Source organism: Candidatus Phyllobacterium onerii (genome assembly GCF_028331445.1).
Lineage (GTDB): Bacteria > Pseudomonadota > Alphaproteobacteria > Rhizobiales > Rhizobiaceae > Phyllobacterium > Phyllobacterium onerii.
This window is the reverse complement of the sequence record NZ_JAQMHX010000001.1, coordinates 49,376-69,497: the sequence shown is the minus strand read 5'-3', so window position 1 is coordinate 69,497 and position 20,122 is coordinate 49,376. Positions and strand designations below refer to the sequence as shown.

Annotated in this window: 20 protein-coding genes and 1 other RNA gene; 7 read left to right on the top strand and 14 right to left on the bottom strand. The window is 56.2% G+C overall.

All coding sequences use genetic code 11. The features are described 5' to 3' along the window. Positions 1 to 4: 4 nt before the first annotated feature. From PHA01_RS00365 to PHA01_RS00355, 3 genes are all read right to left on the bottom strand, one after another. A complete protein-coding gene (locus tag PHA01_RS00365; RefSeq protein WP_271892504.1) occupies positions 5 to 1,384 on the bottom strand; it encodes an FAD-containing oxidoreductase in 1,380 nt (459 codons plus the stop codon). A gap of 100 nt (positions 1,385 to 1,484) precedes the next feature. Then, entirely contained in the window at positions 1,485 to 1,622 is a 138-nt protein-coding gene (locus PHA01_RS00360) for a hypothetical protein (RefSeq protein WP_271892501.1), read from the bottom strand. Positions 1,623 to 1,691: 69 nt separating this feature from the next. After that, the gene (locus PHA01_RS00355) at positions 1,692 to 1,889 is read right to left on the bottom strand and encodes a hypothetical protein (RefSeq protein WP_271892500.1); all 198 of its coding nucleotides are present in this window, start codon (positions 1,887 to 1,889) and stop codon (positions 1,692 to 1,694) included. A gap of 203 nt (positions 1,890 to 2,092) precedes the next feature. Here PHA01_RS00355 and PHA01_RS00350 point away from each other — a divergent pair, with 203 nt between their 5' ends. Next, a complete protein-coding gene (locus PHA01_RS00350; RefSeq protein WP_271892498.1) occupies positions 2,093 to 3,019 on the top strand; it encodes a transglutaminase-like domain-containing protein in 927 nt (308 codons plus the stop codon). Between the two features lie 168 nt (positions 3,020 to 3,187). Further along, positions 3,188 to 3,499, top strand: coding sequence for a hypothetical protein (locus PHA01_RS00345; RefSeq protein WP_271892496.1), 312 nt, complete (start codon positions 3,188 to 3,190; stop codon positions 3,497 to 3,499). Positions 3,500 to 3,753: 254 nt separating this feature from the next. On the opposite strand, the gene PHA01_RS00340 is transcribed toward PHA01_RS00345, so the two are convergent. The 9 genes from PHA01_RS00340 to ffs all read right to left on the bottom strand — a co-directional run bounded on the left by PHA01_RS00340 (position 3,754) and on the right by ffs (position 12,173). Continuing rightward, a complete protein-coding gene (locus tag PHA01_RS00340; protein WP_271893888.1) occupies positions 3,754 to 4,863 on the bottom strand; it encodes an extracellular solute-binding protein in 1,110 nt (369 codons plus the stop codon). Positions 4,864 to 4,883: 20 nt separating this feature from the next. Continuing rightward, positions 4,884 to 6,044, bottom strand: coding sequence for a CaiB/BaiF CoA transferase family protein (locus PHA01_RS00335; RefSeq protein ID WP_271892493.1), 1,161 nt, complete (start codon positions 6,042 to 6,044; stop codon positions 4,884 to 4,886). Then, a complete protein-coding gene (locus PHA01_RS00330; RefSeq protein ID WP_271893887.1) occupies positions 6,044 to 6,595 on the bottom strand; it encodes a MaoC family dehydratase in 552 nt (183 codons plus the stop codon). Before PHA01_RS00330 ends, PHA01_RS00335 begins: the two co-directional genes overlap by 1 nt. Before the next feature lie 123 nt (positions 6,596 to 6,718). After that, entirely contained in the window at positions 6,719 to 7,717 is a 999-nt protein-coding gene (locus tag PHA01_RS00325) for a glutathione S-transferase family protein (protein WP_271892491.1), read from the bottom strand. 106 nt (positions 7,718 to 7,823) lie between these two features. Continuing rightward, complete coding sequence (locus PHA01_RS00320) at positions 7,824 to 9,026, bottom strand: lytic murein transglycosylase (protein WP_271893885.1); 1,203 nt, start codon at positions 9,024 to 9,026, stop codon at positions 7,824 to 7,826. A 53-nt stretch (positions 9,027 to 9,079) separates the two neighbouring features. Continuing rightward, positions 9,080 to 9,685, bottom strand: coding sequence for a recombination mediator RecR (recR, locus tag PHA01_RS00315; protein ID WP_271892489.1), 606 nt, complete (start codon positions 9,683 to 9,685; stop codon positions 9,080 to 9,082). 135 nt (positions 9,686 to 9,820) lie between these two features. Continuing rightward, positions 9,821 to 10,144, bottom strand: coding sequence for a YbaB/EbfC family nucleoid-associated protein (locus PHA01_RS00310; protein ID WP_112526406.1), 324 nt, complete (start codon positions 10,142 to 10,144; stop codon positions 9,821 to 9,823). Between the two features lie 17 nt (positions 10,145 to 10,161). Continuing rightward, a complete protein-coding gene (locus tag PHA01_RS00305) occupies positions 10,162 to 11,967 on the bottom strand; it encodes a DNA polymerase III subunit gamma/tau (protein WP_271892485.1) in 1,806 nt (601 codons plus the stop codon). A 109-nt stretch (positions 11,968 to 12,076) separates the two neighbouring features. Next, positions 12,077 to 12,173, bottom strand: an RNA gene (ffs, locus tag PHA01_RS00300) — signal recognition particle sRNA small type. Between the two features lie 69 nt (positions 12,174 to 12,242). Here ffs and PHA01_RS00295 point away from each other — a divergent pair. Together PHA01_RS00295 and nudC are read left to right on the top strand one after the other, a co-directional pair. Beyond that, positions 12,243 to 12,647, top strand: a complete 405-nt coding sequence (locus tag PHA01_RS00295; protein ID WP_271893884.1) for an HIT domain-containing protein — start codon at positions 12,243 to 12,245, stop codon at positions 12,645 to 12,647. A 52-nt stretch (positions 12,648 to 12,699) separates the two neighbouring features. Then, positions 12,700 to 13,641 (top strand): NAD(+) diphosphatase, encoded by a 942-nt coding sequence (gene nudC / locus PHA01_RS00290; RefSeq protein ID WP_271892483.1) that lies wholly within the window; start codon positions 12,700 to 12,702, stop codon positions 13,639 to 13,641. A 3-nt stretch (positions 13,642 to 13,644) separates the two neighbouring features. Here the strand turns inward: nudC and PHA01_RS00285 are convergent, their stop codons facing one another. Then, positions 13,645 to 14,508, bottom strand: coding sequence for a prephenate dehydratase (locus PHA01_RS00285; RefSeq protein WP_271892481.1), 864 nt, complete (start codon positions 14,506 to 14,508; stop codon positions 13,645 to 13,647). An 11-nt stretch (positions 14,509 to 14,519) separates the two neighbouring features. Then, complete coding sequence (locus PHA01_RS00280; RefSeq protein WP_210283330.1) at positions 14,520 to 15,251, bottom strand: 3-deoxy-manno-octulosonate cytidylyltransferase; 732 nt, start codon at positions 15,249 to 15,251, stop codon at positions 14,520 to 14,522. A gap of 259 nt (positions 15,252 to 15,510) precedes the next feature. Between PHA01_RS00280 and PHA01_RS00275 the strand changes: the two genes are divergently transcribed. The 3 genes from PHA01_RS00275 (at position 15,511) to PHA01_RS00265 (ending at position 20,101) form a co-directional block, all read left to right on the top strand. Beyond that, positions 15,511 to 16,218 (top strand): c-type cytochrome, encoded by a 708-nt coding sequence (locus PHA01_RS00275; RefSeq protein WP_209998094.1) that lies wholly within the window; start codon positions 15,511 to 15,513, stop codon positions 16,216 to 16,218. A gap of 134 nt (positions 16,219 to 16,352) precedes the next feature. Next, entirely contained in the window at positions 16,353 to 18,233 is a 1,881-nt protein-coding gene (locus PHA01_RS00270; RefSeq protein ID WP_417020883.1) for an extracellular solute-binding protein, read from the top strand. Next, entirely contained in the window at positions 18,230 to 20,101 is a 1,872-nt protein-coding gene (locus PHA01_RS00265; protein WP_271892477.1) for an extracellular solute-binding protein, read from the top strand. The genes PHA01_RS00270 and PHA01_RS00265 overlap by 4 nt, the downstream gene beginning before the upstream one ends. The last annotated feature ends 21 nt before the right edge of the window (positions 20,102 to 20,122 follow it).

Below are 20,122 nucleotides of genomic sequence, written 5' to 3'. Positions count from 1 at the left end.
CACATCATTCTACTTCCTTGAGGTCTCCGAGCAGCGTTGGAATCAGCTCAGAGACGGTAGGATGTATGGGAACAGCCCATTTCAATTGAGGATAGGTCGCATCCACATTCATGATGTCGATAATGCCGTGGATCGCCTCGTCGCCGCCTATCCCCAGTATGGCTGCACCGAGTATCCTTTGCGTCTGTGCGTCCACCACGACTTTCATGAAGCCTTGTGTCTCATCCTTTTCCACTGCGCGACCGACACGGGTCATCGGCCTCTTGGAAGTCAGCAATGGCCGCCCCGTCTTGCGAGCCTGCGCCTCTGTCAGGCCTACCCGGCCGAGCGGCGGATCGATATAGAGCGCATAGCCGAGGATACGATCGCCCACTTTGCGGGTCTCTCCGTCAAGGAGATTTGCCGCAACGATCTCGAAATCATTATAGGCGGTATGAGTAAAGGCACCGCGCCCGTTGCAATCGCCAATTGCCCAGATGCCAGGTACGTTTGTCTCAAGCTGGTCATCAACTTTGATGTATCCACGCTCATCAAGTTCTATGCCTGCCTTGTCGGCACCAAGATCGTCGGTGTTGGGCCGCCGACCGATCGCCAATAGCACATGTGAGCCGACAACCGTTGGTGAACCGGCTGTGCAATCGACACCGACCTCCGCACCCTCGGCGTGAGGTCTAAACGATATGCATTTCGCATTAAGGCGAATTACAATTCCCTCGCCCTCGAGAATTTCCTTGATCGCTTCGGATACATCCTCGTCCTCGCGCGCAACTAGCCTCGGGCCCTTCTCGACAATGGTCACGTCGGCACCAAACCGGCGGTACATTTGCGCAAACTCGAGGCCTATATAGCTGCCGCCGATGACAACCAGGTGCTTCGGCACCGTATCGAGCCCCAGCATGGACGTGTTGGTCAGGATGTCGATGTCGTCAACGCCAGGCATATCCGGTACATTGGCACGGCCACCAACATTGAGAAAAATCCGGGGTGCGGTGAAGGCCGCGCCATCGATAACGATTTCATGCGGTCCGGCGAAACGGGCGTGGCCCTGCATAACCGTGCAGCCATCCATGCCACGCAAGAATTTCTCGACTCCGGTGCGGGCATTGAAGGACACAGTGTCGGCGCGCTGCTTGACCCGCTTCATGTTGATTTGGACCGGCCCACCCGTCTCGATGCCAAAATCAGCACCACGCCGGGCAAGATGTGCTGCATAGGCACTCGCGACCAGCGTCTTCGTCGGCATACAACCCGTATTGACGCATGTACCTCCGAATAGCTTACGTTCGACCATGAGCACTTTCATGCCGGCGTTCGTGAGGCGACCTGCCAGAGATGGCCCGGCCTGCCCTGCACCGATGATAATCGCGTCGAAAGCTTCGGTCATGCCTGCAGCATAGATTAGCAACGACGCCGCGTCACCCTGTGCGCCACATTTCAACGTAAAGGATTAGGTCATCATTTGGAGTGCCAGGTGAACGCCGGGTTCAGTCGCCGTTCAGATCGACAACGATATCCTCAGGAAATTCCAATGGGGTATTTTTGTCATGCTTGTTCAGCGTCTTGGCATCATTTTCGTGATTTTCGTCGCCTTCGCACTGTCCTTCGGCAGTTTCGTCAACCATGCGAAATCGAAACGCGTGGGGCATTACCAAAACACTGTCCTGCAGGTCCGAAATTAGAGCGCAATGAGATTAGCGAGTTTTCTTCCAGGCTTTTTCCGCCTCGTCGAGTCGATCCAGCAGGTCCTGAAGCAATTTGGGGATGTTCCTGTCCGTTTCCGATGGGCGAGCTGTTTTGGCCACATGGCGAAAATCCGAGCGAACGACCTGTTCTCGCAGTACGTCCGCTGCGCGCGGGCGGGAACCTGGATATTTTGCAGCCATCACCATTCCAATCACTCCTGTGCACCGCCAACAATCTGACCGCACATCTTCCGGACTTAACTTCCGTCCGGCGCATTTGTTTCAAATTCTATGGCTCTATAGTCAACAGATCCTGAATCGCACGGCGAGCCTAGCATCCATTAAAATTTACTGGCGGGGAACCTGAACCGGATCGCAGCGTTCTTCTCAAAACCTTAGAGGATATGCCTATGTTGATCCGTATCGGTTACGAGATTGCAATTCGCTGTAGTCAGCCCACACCCATGACGACCTATCTCAACCTCGAATCGGAACGCATACCAGACGTCCAATGCGAGCGTGGTCCAACCGCTACCCCGGATACAAAGCTTGAAACGTTTCGCGACCTTTTCGGAAACAGCTGCATCCGCCTCCTGGCTCCTGCGGGCAACCTCTCATTGAAGTATGATGCGGTCGTCAAGGATGACGGGCTCCCCGACTCCGTCGACGATAACGCAGCCGAGGTGAGGGTCGACCAGTTGCCAACCGAATGTCTGGCATATCTGTCGGCGAGCCGCTATTGCGAGACCGACGAGTTGAGCAATCTGGCGTGGAGTCTTTTCGGCCACGTCAAACCCGGCTGGTCGCGAGTTCAGGCGATAACTGACTATGTCAACCAGCGACTGACCTTCAGCTACGGTTTTGCCAGATCGACACGCACTGCAGCGCAAGCTCATGAGGAGCGTGTTGGCGTTTGCCGGGATTTCGCGCATCTGGCCGTTGCCTTCTGCCGCTGCATGAATATTCCAGCACGCTATGTGAACGGCTATTTGGGCGATATTGGCGTGCCGGCTGATCCAGCGCCAATGGATTTCAACGCCTGGTTCGAGGTCTATCTCGGCGGCAAATGGCACACATTCGATGCCCGTCACAATCAGCGTCGCATCGGGCGGATTGTCGTAGCGCGTGGCCGGGATGCTGCCGATATTCCATTGATCCACACATTCGGACCGCATGAACTGACAAATTTCAAGGTCTGGACCTTCGAGGAACACGATCCATCCTTTGCCAGTCAACGCTTCGAGAAAATATCACTGGTAACCCCCTGGTTCAGCCAGCGCTGGTCGCGCTTGTCGCGGGCTGTCAGGGAAAGATCGGAAACAGAACCGACTGTCTAGAGCCCAGATTTCCCGTTTGCCACATTTGAAAGCGGTCAAAAGCATATTGCGCTGCGGTAAGCCCTTTCAACTGCCGGTAAATTCTTTTCGATTTGCAACTCCACAGTTGCGAAGCTATTTTCTCCTCCGTGTCGGGGTTCGTTTCGTCTAGGGGAAAGGAATAATCCTATGCCTTTCGATAATCCTTCAAAGCCGATCTACTCCCAGGATGACTGGAACGTCATGCAAGCCGCCTACAACAAGGCAGCTGCGACGCTTGTGGTGAAATCAAGCTCGGAGGAAGACGCGAAAGTTATCGCGGAAACCGTGATGACCGCGTTCAATCGCGGCAATCGTGATGTCAATTCGCTGGCGGCCCTTGCAGTCATAACCGCGATTAACTCGCATCCGGTCGTCCATGGCGGTGAGGTCGATCAACAGAAGCGCTTTGCGGAGGACAAGTCGCTCTACAACCAGGCATCAGCACCACCACAACTTTGACTTTCATCGATGATTCCGGCACATCAGTTTGCAGTGGAGATTGCAGACGGGGGTCGGAAAATGAAATTCGTGATGGCTGCCATATTATTATTCAGCAGCTTTGTTTTGGCCGGGTGCGGCTCCTACGCAACGTGGACACCACGCGAGCCCGAACCAACCCAGATCAATCCGCCTGAGTGCCAGCAAGGGACTGGTATTTGTCCAGGGCGATATGGACGCGCAGGCCAAATGCGCCGGCACTCGTAAGAAAGCTCTTACCCGGCAAAACTTTGTCGGAATAGTGCGTTCAGATCGTCGATGACGTTTCGCGCAGCGTGGCGCTGCAGAAGGCCCGTATTGAGCCGATCTGAAGCGGCTTCTTGAAAGGCCATGTACCCCTTATGGCGTGGGCGCACCCAGGCAGCTTCAAGCGTTTTGCGCGTTGCTGCGTAGAAGCTTGCCGTTGCCTCATTGACAGTTTCGTCTTCCCAAGCGTCGGCATGAGCCGGTTGCCCACCGGCTGACGCATACGGCCCTCGTTGCACCTCGCCTCCGGCAATCCAGTAGGCGAAATCGATAGCCGCGGCGCGATTTGCTGAAAATGCCGAAACACCTATGCCCGTCCCCCCAAGCGCCGAGCCGGCAGGACCATCACCTCCCGCGGCGGGAATATCAGCAAAGGCGACGAGATTGGGCCTGAAACCATCGATGGAATAATTAACGTAGCCATAGATCAACGGTGAACCGGCAATGTGCGAACCGGCCTCGGCCATTCTCTCCAGTACCGTAATGGGATCCATTTCGAAGCACGCAGGATCAATCAGCGCCGCAATTTCAGCCATCATTTCGAAAGTACGTATTCCGCTTTCAAGATCAATCAGTTGCCCGGGGACTGCACACGGTGAACCAAGATTGCCGCTCAACGTATAAAAAGTCATCAGCGAATGAGGCGGGCGTAGTGGCAGCAAGACCCTGCCTGCCTTGGCCAGGCCCATTACTTCTTCCCAGTTTGCGGGGGAATCTTCGAGCAGGTCAGGCCGCCAAGCACAAACTTGCGTCGCAGTATCGATTGGAAATGCCCATTGCCTCCCCTGCCAATTGTAGCTTGGGTAGGACTGCCCGACGCTCCCGGCGGAAAGCGCTTGCAGCTCTGCCGCACGCCCCGGCACATCGAGCGGTGCAAGACAATGTTCCGCTGTAATCTGGCCGACATGCGGATGATCAATGACGATAAGATCATATTCCCGTGCCAGCTCCTCGACGGGAAAGGACTCGAAATCCTGCAGTGAGCGCTTTTCCCATTCGACGTCTATGCCGGTCTTCTCTTTCCAGAGTTTTGAACAGGCAACCATCGGGTCATAGCCGCGCGGATGGCTCCAGGTCATGCCTTTTAGTTTGATTGCGCTCACAGCCCAAACTCCTTGCGGATCGCCTCGCTATGTTCGCCGATGCGCGGTGCGGCCCGATCAAACTTCGCGCGGAGCCCGTTTACCCGAATTGGCGAGCGCGTGGTGAGGATCGAAACATTGTCGTCGCGCTCCACGGTCTGCAACATGTCGAGAACCTTGAAGCCTTCACTTTCCAGAAGCTCCTCCCAATTCAACACCTTGGCGCACCAGATATCGGCCGGTTCGAGAATGGCGAGCCAATGATCGGTGGTCTCGGTTTCGAGTCGGGCAGCGATAATGCGTTTGATGTCGTCGCGCGCCGTGAACCATGTAGCCGGGCGGTCGCGGTAGGGCGCCAGATCATCGAGCGAGAGAAGGTCTGCCAATTTAGGTAGCGGGGTCATCGCGAGCGCCAGATAGCTGTCCTTCGTGTGGTAGACGCCGTAGGGGGCGGAAAGATAGGCATGGGCACTACGGAAATCCGAACGTTTTGGCAGGCGCCGGCCATCGTTCAAATGTGTGGTCAAAACTTCGAACTGGAAGTCGATGAGCGATTCCATCAAGCTTGTCTCGATGTGGCTGCCCTTGCCAGTGATGCCGCGCCTGACAAGACAGGCGAGAATGCCCTGCACGATTGCCGCGCCCGCCAGCATATCGCCTACCGCCAGTCCAAATGGCACTGGCCCTTGGCTCTCGTCGCCGTTCAACCACATCAAACCAGAACGAGACTGCGCCAACAGATCCTGGCCCGGGCGAGAAACCCACGGACCTTCATCGCCATAGCCTGAAATGCTGGCATAGACGAGACGCGGGTTGATCGCCCTCACCGTCTCGTAGTCGAGACCAAGGCGCTGGATGACACCGGGGCGGAAATTCTGGATCAGCACATCGGCGTTGGCGAGCAATGATTTCAAAGCTGCAAGATCAGCCTCGTTTTTCATGTCAATCGCGAGGCTCTCCTTGGCGCGGTTGATCGCATGGAAAATAGTCGAGTCGCCACCAATTTCCGTATCGCTCAAATAAAGACGGCGGGAGAGGTCACCTCCATCTGGCCGCTCGATTTTGATAACACGAGCGCCAAGATCCATCAGGCGCAGTGAAGCATAAGGCCCGGACAGGAACTGGCTCATATCGACGACAAGCAGGCCCACCAACGGCAATTCATTATCAGCAGTCATTATTTCTCGGTCTTTCCAACGAAATCGGCGGGATTTTGGTACTTTACGGTCTGCAAATGTTCGCAATACAGAACGAGTTCACCCTCGTTCTTGTACACTTCATAGCTCGCTCGGATCAGGCCCAAGTCCTTGTAGCGCGGGCGCTTATCCAGATTGGTACGGATGGCGTAGATCGTGTCATTCAGGAAGACCGGCTTGATGAAACGCAACTTGTCATAGCCATAGGAAAAGGCGTTGACGCAGTTGGTCGCCACGAGCCCGAGGCCGGCGGAAAACACGAAAGCACCTGCAACAAGCCGCTTGCCGAAGATGCCCTCGCTCTCGGCAAACATCTGGTCCTGCACATACGGGTGAATATCCGTAACCAGCATGTTGAACAGGTGGCTATCGCTTTCAGCTATTGTCCGGCGCAACGAACGGATTTTCTGTCCAACCGGCCAATCCTCATAAAACCAGTTCTCGGCGTTCCACACGGGCAGCGCGGCATGGTCTCCCGGCATGTCTTTCGGATATGTGGAGGAGACACCGATGCTGGGCGCAAAATCGGTCATGGCCATAAGGCCCCAGCCAGCAGATGTTGCCTCTGCGATCTCACGCGTCATCCTCCCATATCTTCTCTTGTGAATAATCTTTTCACATATGGGGATAAATGACAAGGTAGGAAGTGTTAAATCCTAACTGTGGATGATGCCCTCGCCCAATAACCGCTCGCGATCGTGGGGACCTTCGAAGTCGATTTGTGGCCCGATGGGTACGATGCCGGTCGGATTGACATGCGCGATGGAGTAGTAACCAGCCTTGATATGGTCGATCTTCACTGTGTTACGTACATCCTGCCACTGGTAGAGCTCGCGCAAATAGTTGGAAAGATTGTGATAATCCTTCAGACAGCGGAGATTGCATTTGAACGCGCCATGATAGGCAGCGTCGAAGCGCACCAGCGTCACGAACAGGCGCCAGTCCGCTTCAGTCAAATGGTGACCAGCGATATATCGATGGTCGGCCAGATGCGCCTCAACCTTGTCCAGCGCCTTGAAGACAGCCGTCGCGGCTTCTTCGTAAGACGATTGAGTTTTGGCGAAACCAGCACGGTAAACACCGTTGTTGATATTCTCGTAGATAAGCTCGTTCCATTTATCAATTTCGGGACGCAGCTGCTGCGGATAAAAATCCTGATGATCTCCAGTCAAACCGTTGAACGCGGTATTCAAAATTCGAATGATGTCAGCGGATTCGTTGTTGACGATCTGACCCTCCGTGCGATCCCAAAGCACCGGTACTGAAACTTTGCCGGTATAGGTAGGCTGACTGGCGGTGTAGAGCTGATGCAGATAGCGGATCGGCGGCGCCTTCGGCCCGGCGTCTTGTTCCTTGGCGAAAGTCCAGCCATTTTCGCCGATCGCAGGTTCAGCGACGGAAATGCGGATTATGTCGCGCAGACCCTTGAGGTTAAGGAAAATCAGAGTCCGGGACGCCCATGGGCAGAGATAGGAGACGAAGAGCTGATAGCGATGGGGTTCGGCTGGGAATGTCGGTTTCCCTTGAGCATCTGGGGCGCCATCGGCCGTAATCCAGCTCCGAAAGTGCGTCGCCTCGCGGTGGAATGCACCATCCTTCATTTCGCTGGCGGCTACTTCGCCCTCGACCCATTTTCCGTTGACCAAAGCTGGCATCTGATTTGTTCCTGACATTCGAATTGTACGTCAGGATCGCATTTCGCCGCATGGTTGCAAACCGCGCAAGCTTTGACAGACTGTATTTGCACCCGCGACAGTTGGTTCACCTGATCGCGGCGATTAAATCCTTATCGGGAAAGCACGTAGGCGCCAGGCCCTGTTTCGCCTGCCAATCGCCAATTGAGCGACGGGTTTTGAAACCCGGGAATCCATCCGCACCGCCCGCATCATAACCCTTCTTTTCCAGAACCCGCTGAAGCCCCGCGATATCCGAACGATAGAGTCCGCCGACATCGCCCCAACCGGCGGAAAAACCTGTTGCGCCGTGTGCGATACGATCTCCGACATGGCCGATGAACAGCGCATAGAGATCACTCATATTGTATTCCTTGATTACATAGAAGTTCTTGGTAACGATGAAGGCCGGGCCATGCCGTCCCGCAGGCATCAGCAGAAAGCCTTCACGTTTGGTCTCGCCGGAAGGAAATGGCTTGCCGTTGACGCGGGCAATGCCCAGCTTTTCCCAGGCTGCAAAAGGCTTGCCTTGGTCAGGACCTTCCAGTGCACAACTGACATTACCCGGAACTTTGACTTCGTAACCCCAGTCACGGCCCTTCTGCCAGCCATATTGCGCAAGGTAGTGCGCGATGGACCCGAGCGTGTCCGGCACGGAATTCCAGATGTCACGTTTGCCGTCCCCATCGAAGTCGACGGCGTGTTCGAGATATGAACTCGGCATGAATTGTGGCTGGCCCAAGGCCCCAGCCCAGGAGCTTTTCATGCTGCCTACGCCGATATAATTTTTTTGGACGATCTCCAGCGCGGCGATCAGCTCTTCGCGAAACATATCCTTGCGCGTCGCCATGAAAGCCTTGGTGCCGAGCACGGTAAACGCATTGTTGGGAATTTTGACACTGCCGTAGCCGCTTTCGCGCCCCCAGATCGCAAGGACGATCTCACCCGGCACACCATATTTCGCCTCGACTACCTTCAAGATGCGCGAATATTTGCCGGCCCGTGCGGTCCCGCCTGACGTAACCGCATTGATCGTCTTGTCATTGAAATACTTGCCGGGCGAACCGAATTCGGATTGAGTTTGCTTCTTCGGTGTCTGCGGTTTTTCACCGGGCATCACCAGGTCCGGCAGATCAAAATTGAGCGAGACACCCGAGAACGCCTGATCGAAGTTCGCCTTGGAAATACCTTTCGACTTGGCTTCTGGCCAGAGATCATTAGCCAACCAGGTTTCAAATTGTGATTCGACCTCTGTCTTCGATACGGCAAACGCTGAAGAACTCAGAAGCATTCCAATCAATACGATGCCAAATCTCGCCAGGCTTGCGATCAAAAACGTTCTCCCTACAGCGATGTTCGAGCCCGCAGCGCGGCGGTCAATGTTCCTTCGTCGAGATAGTCGAGCTCGCCGCCAACAGGGACGCCATGGGCGAGCCGGGTGACGCGAATATCAAGCCCTGAAAGCTGGTCCGTAATATAATGTGCTGTTGTCTGGCCCTCGACGGTAGCGTTGACCGCAAGGATTACCTCCTTGATCTCACCTTCCGCCACCCGCCCGACGAGCGACGCAATATTGAGATCGTCTGGCCCTATGCCATCCAGGGGCGACAGACGCCCGCCAAGCACGTGATAGCGCACGTTCATTGACCCGGCACGCTCCAGCGCCCAGAGATCAGACACGTCTTCGACAACGATCAGTGTCGCTCGCTCCCGCCGCGGGTCGGTACAGATCATGCATGGGTCAGATGTATCGACGTTGCCGCACGTCGAGCAGATGCGCACCTTTTCAGCGGCATCTTGCATGGCAGAGCCAAGCGGTATTAGGAGAGCTTCTTTCTTTTTGATCAGATGCAGTGCGGCCCGGCGCGCCGAACGTGGCCCGAGGCCCGGCACTTTGGCCAGGAGCTGGATCAGACGCTCAATTTCGGGACCGGCGATTCGTTTCGACATAGCGTGGGTGTAGAGCAATTTAGCACTTTAGGGAATCACGACGCGCAACAACTGTAGCGAACACCCTGCTGAAAAGCACAACCCTGCATGCGTTGCCGCCAACCTTCAATATATCCATGGTTGCCGCCAGAGCGGCTAAAACGGCAGCTTGAATCCGGGCGGGATTGGCAGGCCTGCGGTCAGCGCCTGTGTTTTCTCCGCCATAATCGCCTCGACCTTCGTCTTGGCCTCGTTGTGCGCCGCGATGATCAAGTCTTCGATGACCTCGATATCGTCTTCCTTGAACAGGGAGGGATCGATGGTCAGGGCAGTGAGCGCGCCCTTGCCTGAAAGCTTTACTGTAACGAGGCCGCCCCCTGCTTGGCCTTCCGCTTCAAGAGCAGAAATCTCTTCCTGCATGGCCGCCATCTTGGCCTGCATTTCCTTGGCCTGTTTCATCATGCCCATAATGTCACGCATGGAAAACTCCTGTTTTTTCAATCGTCTTCTTCGATGGGTGCCAGCGTATCACCACTGGTAGCCGCACCCTCGATGATTTCGCTGTCCGCCTGTCCGGCTGGCGCGGCGATGCGCACATTTATAATCTTCGCGCCCGGAAATCTTGACAGGATAGCCGCAACATCCGGATCTGACCTTGCATCGCTCAAAAGTGAATCGCGTTTCGCAGTTTCGGTCTCGTTGATCGTCGCAGTGCCCTGCTCGCGCGACAGCGAAACCATCCAGCGAATGCCGGTCCAGTCGCTCAACCTCTGCGACATATCCGTCAAAAGCGTCTTCGGTGCATTTTCCGTCAAATTGATTTCAAGCCGACCGGGCCTGATGCTGACAAGCCGCACGCAATTCTTGACCATGATCTTGAACTGCATGTCGCGCTGCTTTTCCGCCAGCGCGATTATATCCTCGATGCTGTTGACGGGCACCGTCGGCGCCGACTCTTCAATTACCGGCGGAGGGATAGGCTCGGACCTTGCAGCAGGTTCGACCAGACGCATGGTGGCACCACCATTGGAGCTGACCAAACCGCGCGACGAAGCGATCGCATCGGTCGAACGTGCCACGGCTCCCCCGCCATTTCCGGGACGCGGGCCATCGCTGCGCGGAGCCTGAGCGGCAAGCGGTCCACCCTCCTCCAGCGATTTCAACGCCTCGTCCAGCGTCGGCAGGTCGGCAGCATGGGCAAGCCGGATCAGCAGCATTTCCGCTGCCTGCACGGGCCGACTGGAATTGTCGACTTCGGTTATACCTTTGAGCAGCATCTGCCAGGTGCGCGACAGCACCCGGATGGAAAGCTTCTCTGAAAAATCCTTGCCTCGTGTCCGCTCATCTTCCGATAGGGAAATGTCATCGGCCACGTCGGGCGTGAAGCGGATGCGCGTCACCAGATGATTGAAATCGGCAAGATCGGTCAGCACAACGCTCGGGTCGGCACCCACATCATATTGCGCCCGAAATTCGCGCAGGGCAGATGCAACGTCGCCGCGCATCAGCATCTCAAACAAGTCGATGATGCGAGCCCGATCGGCAAGACCGAGCATTGAACGGACGGCCTCGCCATCAACGGTGCCCGCGCCGTGGGCAATCGCCTGATCGAAGATTGAGAGCGAATCGCGGACCGAACCTTCGCCCGCCCGGGCAATCATGCTCAGCGATGCATCGTCGACCGTGATTGCCTCAAGGCCGGCAATCTTCTTCAAATGCTCGATCAGGAGACTTGTGTCGATACGGCGCAGATCAAAGCGCTGGCAGCGCGACAAAACAGTAATCGGAACCTTGCGGATTTCCGTGGTGGCAAAGATGAATTTTACATGGGGCGGTGGCTCTTCGAGAGTCTTCAACAGGCCGTTGAAGGCCTGATTGGAGAGCATGTGCACTTCGTCGATGATGTAGACCTTGTACCGCGCAGAAACGGGACGATAGCGCACCTGCTCGATAATCTCGCGGATATCGTCGATACCCGTGTGCGAAGCGGCATCCATCTCGATCACGTCGACATGACGACCTTCCATGATCGCCTGGCAATGTTCGCCCGGCACAGAAAGATCTATCGTCGGCTTGTCGATGTCAGTTGTCTTATAGTTGAGCGCGCGTGCGAGGATCCGTGCAGTCGTCGTCTTGCCGACCCCACGGACGCCCGTCAGCATCCATGCCTGCGCAATGCGGCCGGTCTCGAACGCATTGGTCAATGTACGGACCATCGGCTCCTGGCCGATCAGATCGTCAAAATTCTGCGGGCGATATTTGCGGGCGAGCACGCGATAGGCGCTGTCTGCCATGGTGTTCATTCCGCTCCTGCTTTTGATCTACTCGTGTCGCGCAAGTTTGGACCGCCATACACCGCAGCGTCAATGCCGATAACGGCTTTGACACAGGCAAGGTGACAAAGAAGAAAGGGTGGGAGGCTGGCACGGCGACCCGTGCCTGGCTCGTTGGGGCTGCTTCCTTCCGGACCTGACCCGGTTGGCGAGTGGCTCGTCCACCACCAACCTCCCGAGGCTCATATCGGCAATTCACGCGCAAAAAGCAAGCGTACAGCCGAAAAAACTGCTATTTGTCGCAAATCATGATGTTCGAACTCGATCGCAAGCTTGCAGCTGACACGTTTTCCATTGCGAGACTGGGTCTCTGCGACCTGCGCCTGATGAATGACCGCCGCTGGCCATGGCTGATCCTGGTTCCACAGCGCCCGAACATCTGCGAGATCCATGAAATGACCCCGCTCGATCAGACGATGCTCACCTTCGAGGCGGGAATCGCCGCGCAGGCACTGAAAACCGTGGTCAACTGCGAAAAAATTAACACAGCCGCCATCGGGAATATTGTCCGCCAGCTGCATCTGCATGTCATCGCGCGCAACAGCGGCGATCCCGCCTGGCCCGGACCAGTCTGGGGCTTTGGGAAGCGCGATCCTTATGAGGAAAAAGAAGCAAAGGCCTTTGCGAACGCCATACTGAAGGCTATCTAGTTACTCAATATACTTGGCTTCCCACGCCGGAGGCTCTCTGGAGTTCCATCCCATGCCTTTTAGCCTCTTCGATGCTCCGGATATGGAGCCAAGCCATTTCGTCGGCTTTGCCGGAAACAGAATCAACCGCCATTCAGAAAAGCGCAACGACGATGTGGTGGCCGCGGCGCTTGCCAATGCCAAAGCTCGCATCCTACTCACTGGTCAGGGCCAGGTGCTGGTTATGGGTGGCGACACGGGCAGTGCGCTATTCAGTCTGCAAGACGCAACAGCACTGTTACCGGCAACGGACAAGACCATCTATCTCGGCATGCAGGACGATATTCCGGTCCTTGCCTCCATCAGCGGCTTCGATTTTGCAGCCTTGCCGGATTCGATCAAGGCTTTCGACTACCGTTCCGTCTATACGCAAGGCCTCGTCCCGCCAGACCAGCTTGGCGCGATGGCGCAGGCTGTTTCGTTGCTGACATGGCACGAGAATCACAAGTTCTGCGGCCGGTGCGGCACCGAAACCGTGATGCGCGATGGAGGCTACCGGCGCACCTGTCCCAATTGCGAGGCACAGCATTTTCCGCGCACCGATCCGGTTGCGATCATGATGGTAGTATACGAAGACAAGTGTCTTCTGGCACGCGGTGCGCACTTCGGCCCGGGCATGTATTCCTGCCTCGCGGGATTCATCGAACCAGGTGAAACGATCGAAAATGCCGTGCGTCGCGAGACGTTCGAGGAAACGAACCTGCCGGTCGGCCGCGTGCTCTACCATGCCAGCCAACCCTGGCCCTTCCCCTATTCACTGATGATAGGCTGCCATGCGGAGGCACTCTCCGACCAATTCACGCTCGACAAAGCCGAACTTGAAGACGGGCGCTGGTTCTCTCGCGAGGAAGTTGTCGCGATGCTCGATCGCAGCCATCCTGACGGGCTGATGACCCCGCCGCCAGGCGCCATCGCTGCGCACCTCATTCGCAGTTGGGTCCAGAGCGGAGTCTAGGTTCTATTCTTCTTTGCTCTGCGCACTGCGGAAAGTCGTATCGGCGGGATAGACACCGAGGATCCGCACTTCCTTGGAGAAGAATTCCAGCTCGTCCAGCGCATGCGCCACGTTCTTGTCGTCTGGATGGCCCTCGATGTCGGCATAAAACTGCGTTGCAGTGAACTTGCCATCGATCTGATAGCTTTCGAGCTTCGTCATGTTGACCATGTTGGTGGCAAAACCGCCCATCGCCTTGTAAAGCGCGGCAGGAACATTTCGAACGCGGAAGACGAAGGTGGTCATCATGAGTTCGTCGGACCTACGCGGCGCCCACTTCTTGGTCTTGGTCAAAACCACGAAGCGCGTCACATTGTTTTCAGTGTCCTCCACGTCCTCTTCGAGGATATCGAGGCCGTATAAACTGGATGCAAGCCGCGGCGCCAGTGCAGCCATCGTCTTGTCCTTGACCTCCGCAACGAGGCGCGCCGCTCCCGCCGTATCACCGGCAATCACCGGCTTCCAGCCGTTCTGACGAATATACTTGCGGCATTGGCCGAGTGCATGAATATGGCTGTGGACCGAGGTGATCTCGTTACGTTTCGTTCCCGGTAACACCATCAGCTGAAAATGGATCGGCAGGAAGTATTCGCCGACAATGTGCAGGCGAGATTCCGGCAGCAGATGGTGGATGTCTGCGACGCGACCGGCGATCGTATTCTCGATAGGGATCATTGCGAGATCTGCCGCACCGCTTTCAACCGCGTTGAACGCATCCTCGAATGTCGGGCACGGCATCGGCTCCATATCCGGGAACATGTCGCGACACGCCGTATCGGAGTTCGCGCCAGGTTCACCCTGGAAAGAGATGCGGTTGGTCTTTGCCATGATAGACTGCCTTATATAGAAGTGAGAATGTCTCGTGCGCGTTCGAGGTCTTCGGCCGTATCGACGCCCAGCGGCACCGAATCGACGATTTCCACATCGATCCGCATGCCAGCCTCTAGCGCGCGCAACTGTTCAAGCCGCTCGCGGCGTTCCAGAGGCGAAGGTCCGAGGCCTACAAAACGTTCGAGAGCGGCGCGGCGATAGGCGTAAAGCCCGATATGGTGGTAGAGCGGCCCCTCGCCCCAAGGCGCGGTCGCGCGGGTAAAATACAGCGCGCGCAGTTGGTCTTTCCCCGTGGGCGAGCCAATGATCTTCACTACGTTGGGATTGGTCTTCTCATCCTCGCGCCTTATTTCGACACCGAGCGTGCCTATGTCGGCGGGTCCGTTCTGCAGCGGTAGCAGTGCACGCTTTATGATTTCCGTCTCGATGGTCGGCAGGTCACCCTGAACATTGACCACCGCGTCGACATTGCCGTCGGGATCAAGGGCCAGCAATGCTTCATAAATGCGGTCGGAACCGGATTCGTGATCATTGCGCGTCATCACCGCCTCAAGCCCGTGCGCTTCGACCGCCGCTTTGACGTCGAGATTATCCGTTGCGACCACGGTGCGGCCAAGTCCCGCAGCCCGCGCTCGTTCCGCCACATGCACGATCATCGGCTTGCCGGCGATATCAGCCAGTGGCTTGTCCGGGAGCCGGGTCGAAGCCATTCTCGCCGGGATAAGTGTCAGTATTTTCATCATCGCAAACACGCCTACGGTGTCAAAAAGTCTCAGGCAGAACCGCCCTTATATGTGTTGCAAGTCTTGAGTAAAAGACCTAGTTTCCGCGCGATCACGAGGGGACTCTTGTCGAAAAATGCAGCGATCTGCATTGACCAGATATTGAGAACCTAAGCAAGTGTGCTGAACACAAAGCTCCGGCACTGCACAGCAAGCGCCGCTATCGACTTTGTATTCAGTGTACTTGAACAGGACACAAGTGGAGCAATGATCGACGATGGAATCGAGCGCATTCAACAAATATGCCATGGCGTTTCTGGCAACCGTTTTCGTTGTCATGTCGGCAGGCATCCTGTCCGATGCTTTTTTCGATTCTCACGCACCTGAAAAGCCCGGTTATATCATCCAGGCCGCTGAGCCCGAAGCTGGCGGCGCAGGCGGTGAAGCCGCCCCTGCGGCAGCTGTGCCGATTGCAACGCTTCTCGCTTCTGCCGATGCGACACGCGGCGAAGCGGTCTTCAAGCGCTGCCAGGCTTGCCACACCGGTGAGAAGGATGGCCCGAACAAGGTTGGTCCCAATCTCTGGGATATTGTCGACCGTCCGATCGCAACCCATCCGGGCTTCGGCTATTCGGGCGCCATCAAGGATTTCTCCAAGGGCGGCCAGGAGAAGTGGACCTATGACCACCTCAACCACTTCCTGACTTCTCCGAAGGGCTACATCAAGGGCACAGCCATGGGCTTCGCCGGCGACAAGAAGGACAATGAACGCGCCGATCTGATCGCTTATCTGCGCACGCTGTCCGATAGTCCTAAGCCGCTGCCGACTGCCGATGCAGCTGCGGCGCCAGCAGGCGATGCGGCAAAGCCCGCAGATGCGGCGGCGAAGCCGGCTGAGGGTGCCGCTCCCGCTGCGCCAGCAGGTGAGAAGCCAGCCGATGGGGCTGCACCTGCTGCTCCGGCTCAGCCAGCACCCGCCAACTGAGTTCGATAGCCATTTCGCAAAAGCCGGGCCCAGCGCCCGGCTTTTGCGTTCTGGTTGGGTTTTTTCGGTGAAGGCCTGTTCTCTGCCGCATTTTCTCTTAGACTACCGGCAAAGAGAACCTGTGGAGATTTGATTTGCGATTTCGCCCCTTCGTTGCCAGCCTCGCTCTCCTTGCCATCGCTACCGCTGGCACCGTTCAGATAGCTCAAGCCGCAGAGCCGGAATGGCGGACAGGGACAAGTCTTCTGGGCGAGCTGAAATACGGCGCCGATTTCAAGCACTATGATTATGTCAATCCGGATGCACCCAAGGGCGGAACACTCAACCAGACCAGCGAGGGTAGTTTCGACAGCCTCAATCCTTACGTCGTCCAGGGTACGCCCGCTTCAGGATTGGGTGCATTGGGAGGCGGCCAACTCTACGATACACTGATGAGCCAATCCCTTGATCAGGTCGGAACAAACTACCCACTGATCGCTCAATCCCTCGCTTATCCCGACGACTTTTCCTGGGTCAAGTTCAAGCTCAATCCCGCCGCGAAATGGCACGATGGCGAGCCCATTACAGTCGACGACGTGATCTGGTCCTTCAACGTCTTGAAGGCGCAGAGCCCGCTTTACAACAAGTATTACCACGACGTTGAAAAGGCCGAAAAAACCGGCGACGGCGAGGTAACCTTCACTTTTACCAGCGGCGGCAACAGGGAACTGCCGAATATCATGGGCGATCTTGTCGTCTTGCCCAAACATTGGTGGGAAGGGACAGACGCCTCCGGCAAGAAGCGCGATATTACCAAGCCGACAATGGAGATCCCGCTTGGATCCTCGGCCTACAAGATCGAGAGCGTCGTTCCGGGTAAAACGATTGTCTGGGCTCGTGTCGAAAACTATTGGGGCAAAGACCTCCCGGTCAATGTCGGTCGCAATAATTTCGACCATATCCGCTATGAATATTTTCGCGACCAGAATGCCTCCTGGGAGGCCTTCAAGAAGGGCGGCTTTGAGGATTATCGAGGCGAAGCGAGCATTGGCCGCTGGATGCGCGGTTATGATTTTCCGGCTGTTGCGCGTGGCGACGTTATCAAGGCGATGTTTCCGCTCCGCTCATCGGGCCGCATGCAGGGATTCCTGATCAATACGAGGCGCGACAAGTTCAAGGACCCGAGAGTACGCGAGGCCTTGAACTGGGCCTACGATTTTGAAAGCATGAGCAAGAACCTGTTCTTTGGCCAGTACAAGCGCATTAACAGCTATTTTGCCGGGTCCGAGCTCGCTTCCAACGGATTGCCGAGCGGCAAGGAGCTCGAAATCCTGGAGACTGTAAAGCGGCAAGTGCCCGAAGGAGTCTTCACCAAGGAATTCAAGCTCCCGGTCTACGACACGCCGCAATCGCAGCGGGATAATCTGCGCCATGCCGTTCAGCTTCTGAAAGCGGCCGGTTACGACCAAAAGAATGGAAAGCTCGTCAATACCCAAACGGGACAGCCATTGACCATCGAGTTTCTGGCAGATGATCCATCAGCTGAGCGCTTTATCGGGCCGTTCATGGCAAATCTGCGCAAGCTCGGTATCGACGCACAGATTCGCGTCGTGGATAGCGCACAATACACGTCCCGGCTCAACGACTTCGATTTTGATATCACCACACCAAACGTCGTCATGGCCCAAAGTCTGTCGCCAGGCAACGAGCAACGCGACTTCTGGAGTTCGGCCGCAGCAGACACGCCGGGAAGCCGTAATTACATGGGTATCAAGAACCCGGCTGTCGACAAGCTGGTCGATCGGGTGATTTTCGCAAAGGATCGTGATGAGCTTGTTGCAGCGACGCATGCGCTCGACCGGGTGTTGCTCTGGAATTATTACGTGGTTCCGCAATGGTATGATGACAGAATCAAAATTGCGTACTGGAACAAGTTCGGCATTCCGGAGAAGCAACCCGAATACACGGGAATCGACCCATTCTCCTGGTGGATCGATACTGCCAAGGAACAGGCTCTGAAGGCGCGCGCCGAATGACGCGACCTACCCGCCGCGATGTTCTGAAAATATCAAGCGCGACGATCCTGACGGCATTGGCGCCGCGCCTTGCGCTGTCGGAAGTCGCGACCGGTGTGCCTCTGCATGGGCTTTCAGCATTTGGCGAGCTGAAATATCCCAAGGATTTCACACATTTCGACTACGCCAGTCCCGATGCCCCCAAAGGCGGCACCTTCGCCTTCTCGCCATGGAGCTGGTTTTTCAACCAGTCAACGCAGACCTTCAATACGCTGAACAGCTTCTCGCCCAAGGGCGATGCGCCGCCGCGCATGGAGCTATGTTTTGATACGTTGATGGAAACCGCACTGGACGAGCCAGACTCCATATATGGGCTGGTGGCGGAAACAGTGACTGTCTCCGGCGACCGCAATACATTCACCTTCAAACTACGCCACGAAGCCCGGTTCCACGATGGCTCGCCCCTCACCGCGCATGATGTGGTTTTCAGCTATCAGACGATACAGAAGAAGGGGCACCCTTCGCTTTTGTTATTGCTGACCGAGATGAAGGAGATCGTCGCAGTCGACGATCACACCCTGCGTATCAGCTTTAGCGGCAAGCATTCCGACCGCGCCATTCTCGACATCGCCAGTATCATGCCAATTCTCTCAAAAACCTGGTACGACACGCGCGATTTCGATGCCTCGACGCTCGAGTCGCCCCTGGCCTCGGGACCTTACCGGGTTGGCAGCGTTTCGGTCGGCCAGCGCATCGAATATGAGCGCGTCGAGGACTATTGGGGACGAGACCTGCCGGTCATGCGCGGTTTCAACCATTTCAGCCGGATCCGCATCGATTTCTACCGCGACCGCCAGCCGGAGTTCGAAGCCTTCAAGAAAGGCGATATCTTCTTCCGTCTGGAATCCACCGCCAAGACATGGGCGACGGAATATGATTTTCCTGCAATCCAGCAAAAGCGCGTTATCAAGCGGGACTTTTCCGGTGAAAAACGCCCGCAAATGCAGGCCTGGGCCTTGAACCAGCGCCGCGAACATTTCCGCGACCCACGTGTTCGCGAAGCCATCGCCTTGTGTTTCGATTTCGAATGGACACAGAAAAACCTGTTCTATGGTCGCTACGACCGTTCACAATCGCTGTTCGAACAGTCGGATTTTCGTGCCACGGGAAAGCCTTCGCCAGAAGAACTGGCACTCATGGAGCCGTTTCGGGACAAGTTACCCGAAGCCATCTTCAACGAGGCGCTATTGCAAGCGCCGTCCGACGGTTCAGGCCGCGACCGCAAGAACTTGCGCCGCGCTTCCGAGCTTCTGGGCCAGGCCGGCTTCAAGCGAGAGGGCAATCAGTTGGTCGATGCTGGAGGCAAACCGCTCAACGTTGAAATGCTTATTCAGGCCGAGGTTTTCACGCGAGTCTATTCGCCCTTCATCAACAATCTCAAGGCAATAGGCATCAATGCCTTTTTGCGCCTTGTCGATCCCTCGCAATATCAACTGCGCCTGCAGGATTTTGATTTCGACATGATGGGCATCGCCTATATGCTCGATGCTACCCCAACGCGTGAATCTCTGGAGATCATGTTCGGCTCGAAGGCCGCCAGCATACCCGGCTCGTGGAATTTTCCCGGCACTGCCGACCCGGTTATCGATGCGCTTATCGCGAAAGTCAGCGAGGCGCACTCCCGTACGGAATTGATTTCAATCTTGCGTGTTCTTGATCGACTCTTGCGTATAAGACGCGACTGGATTCCAAATTGGTATGCAGCGAATCATCCGATCGCCTATTGGGACATGTTCGGCTTCAAGGAGCCGAAACCCGATTACGGTTTTCCGGTTGAGACGTTGTGGTGGCTCGACGAAGCAAAGGCGAAGGCAATTGGCAAGATTTGATATTTTAGCGATGTTGAGAGG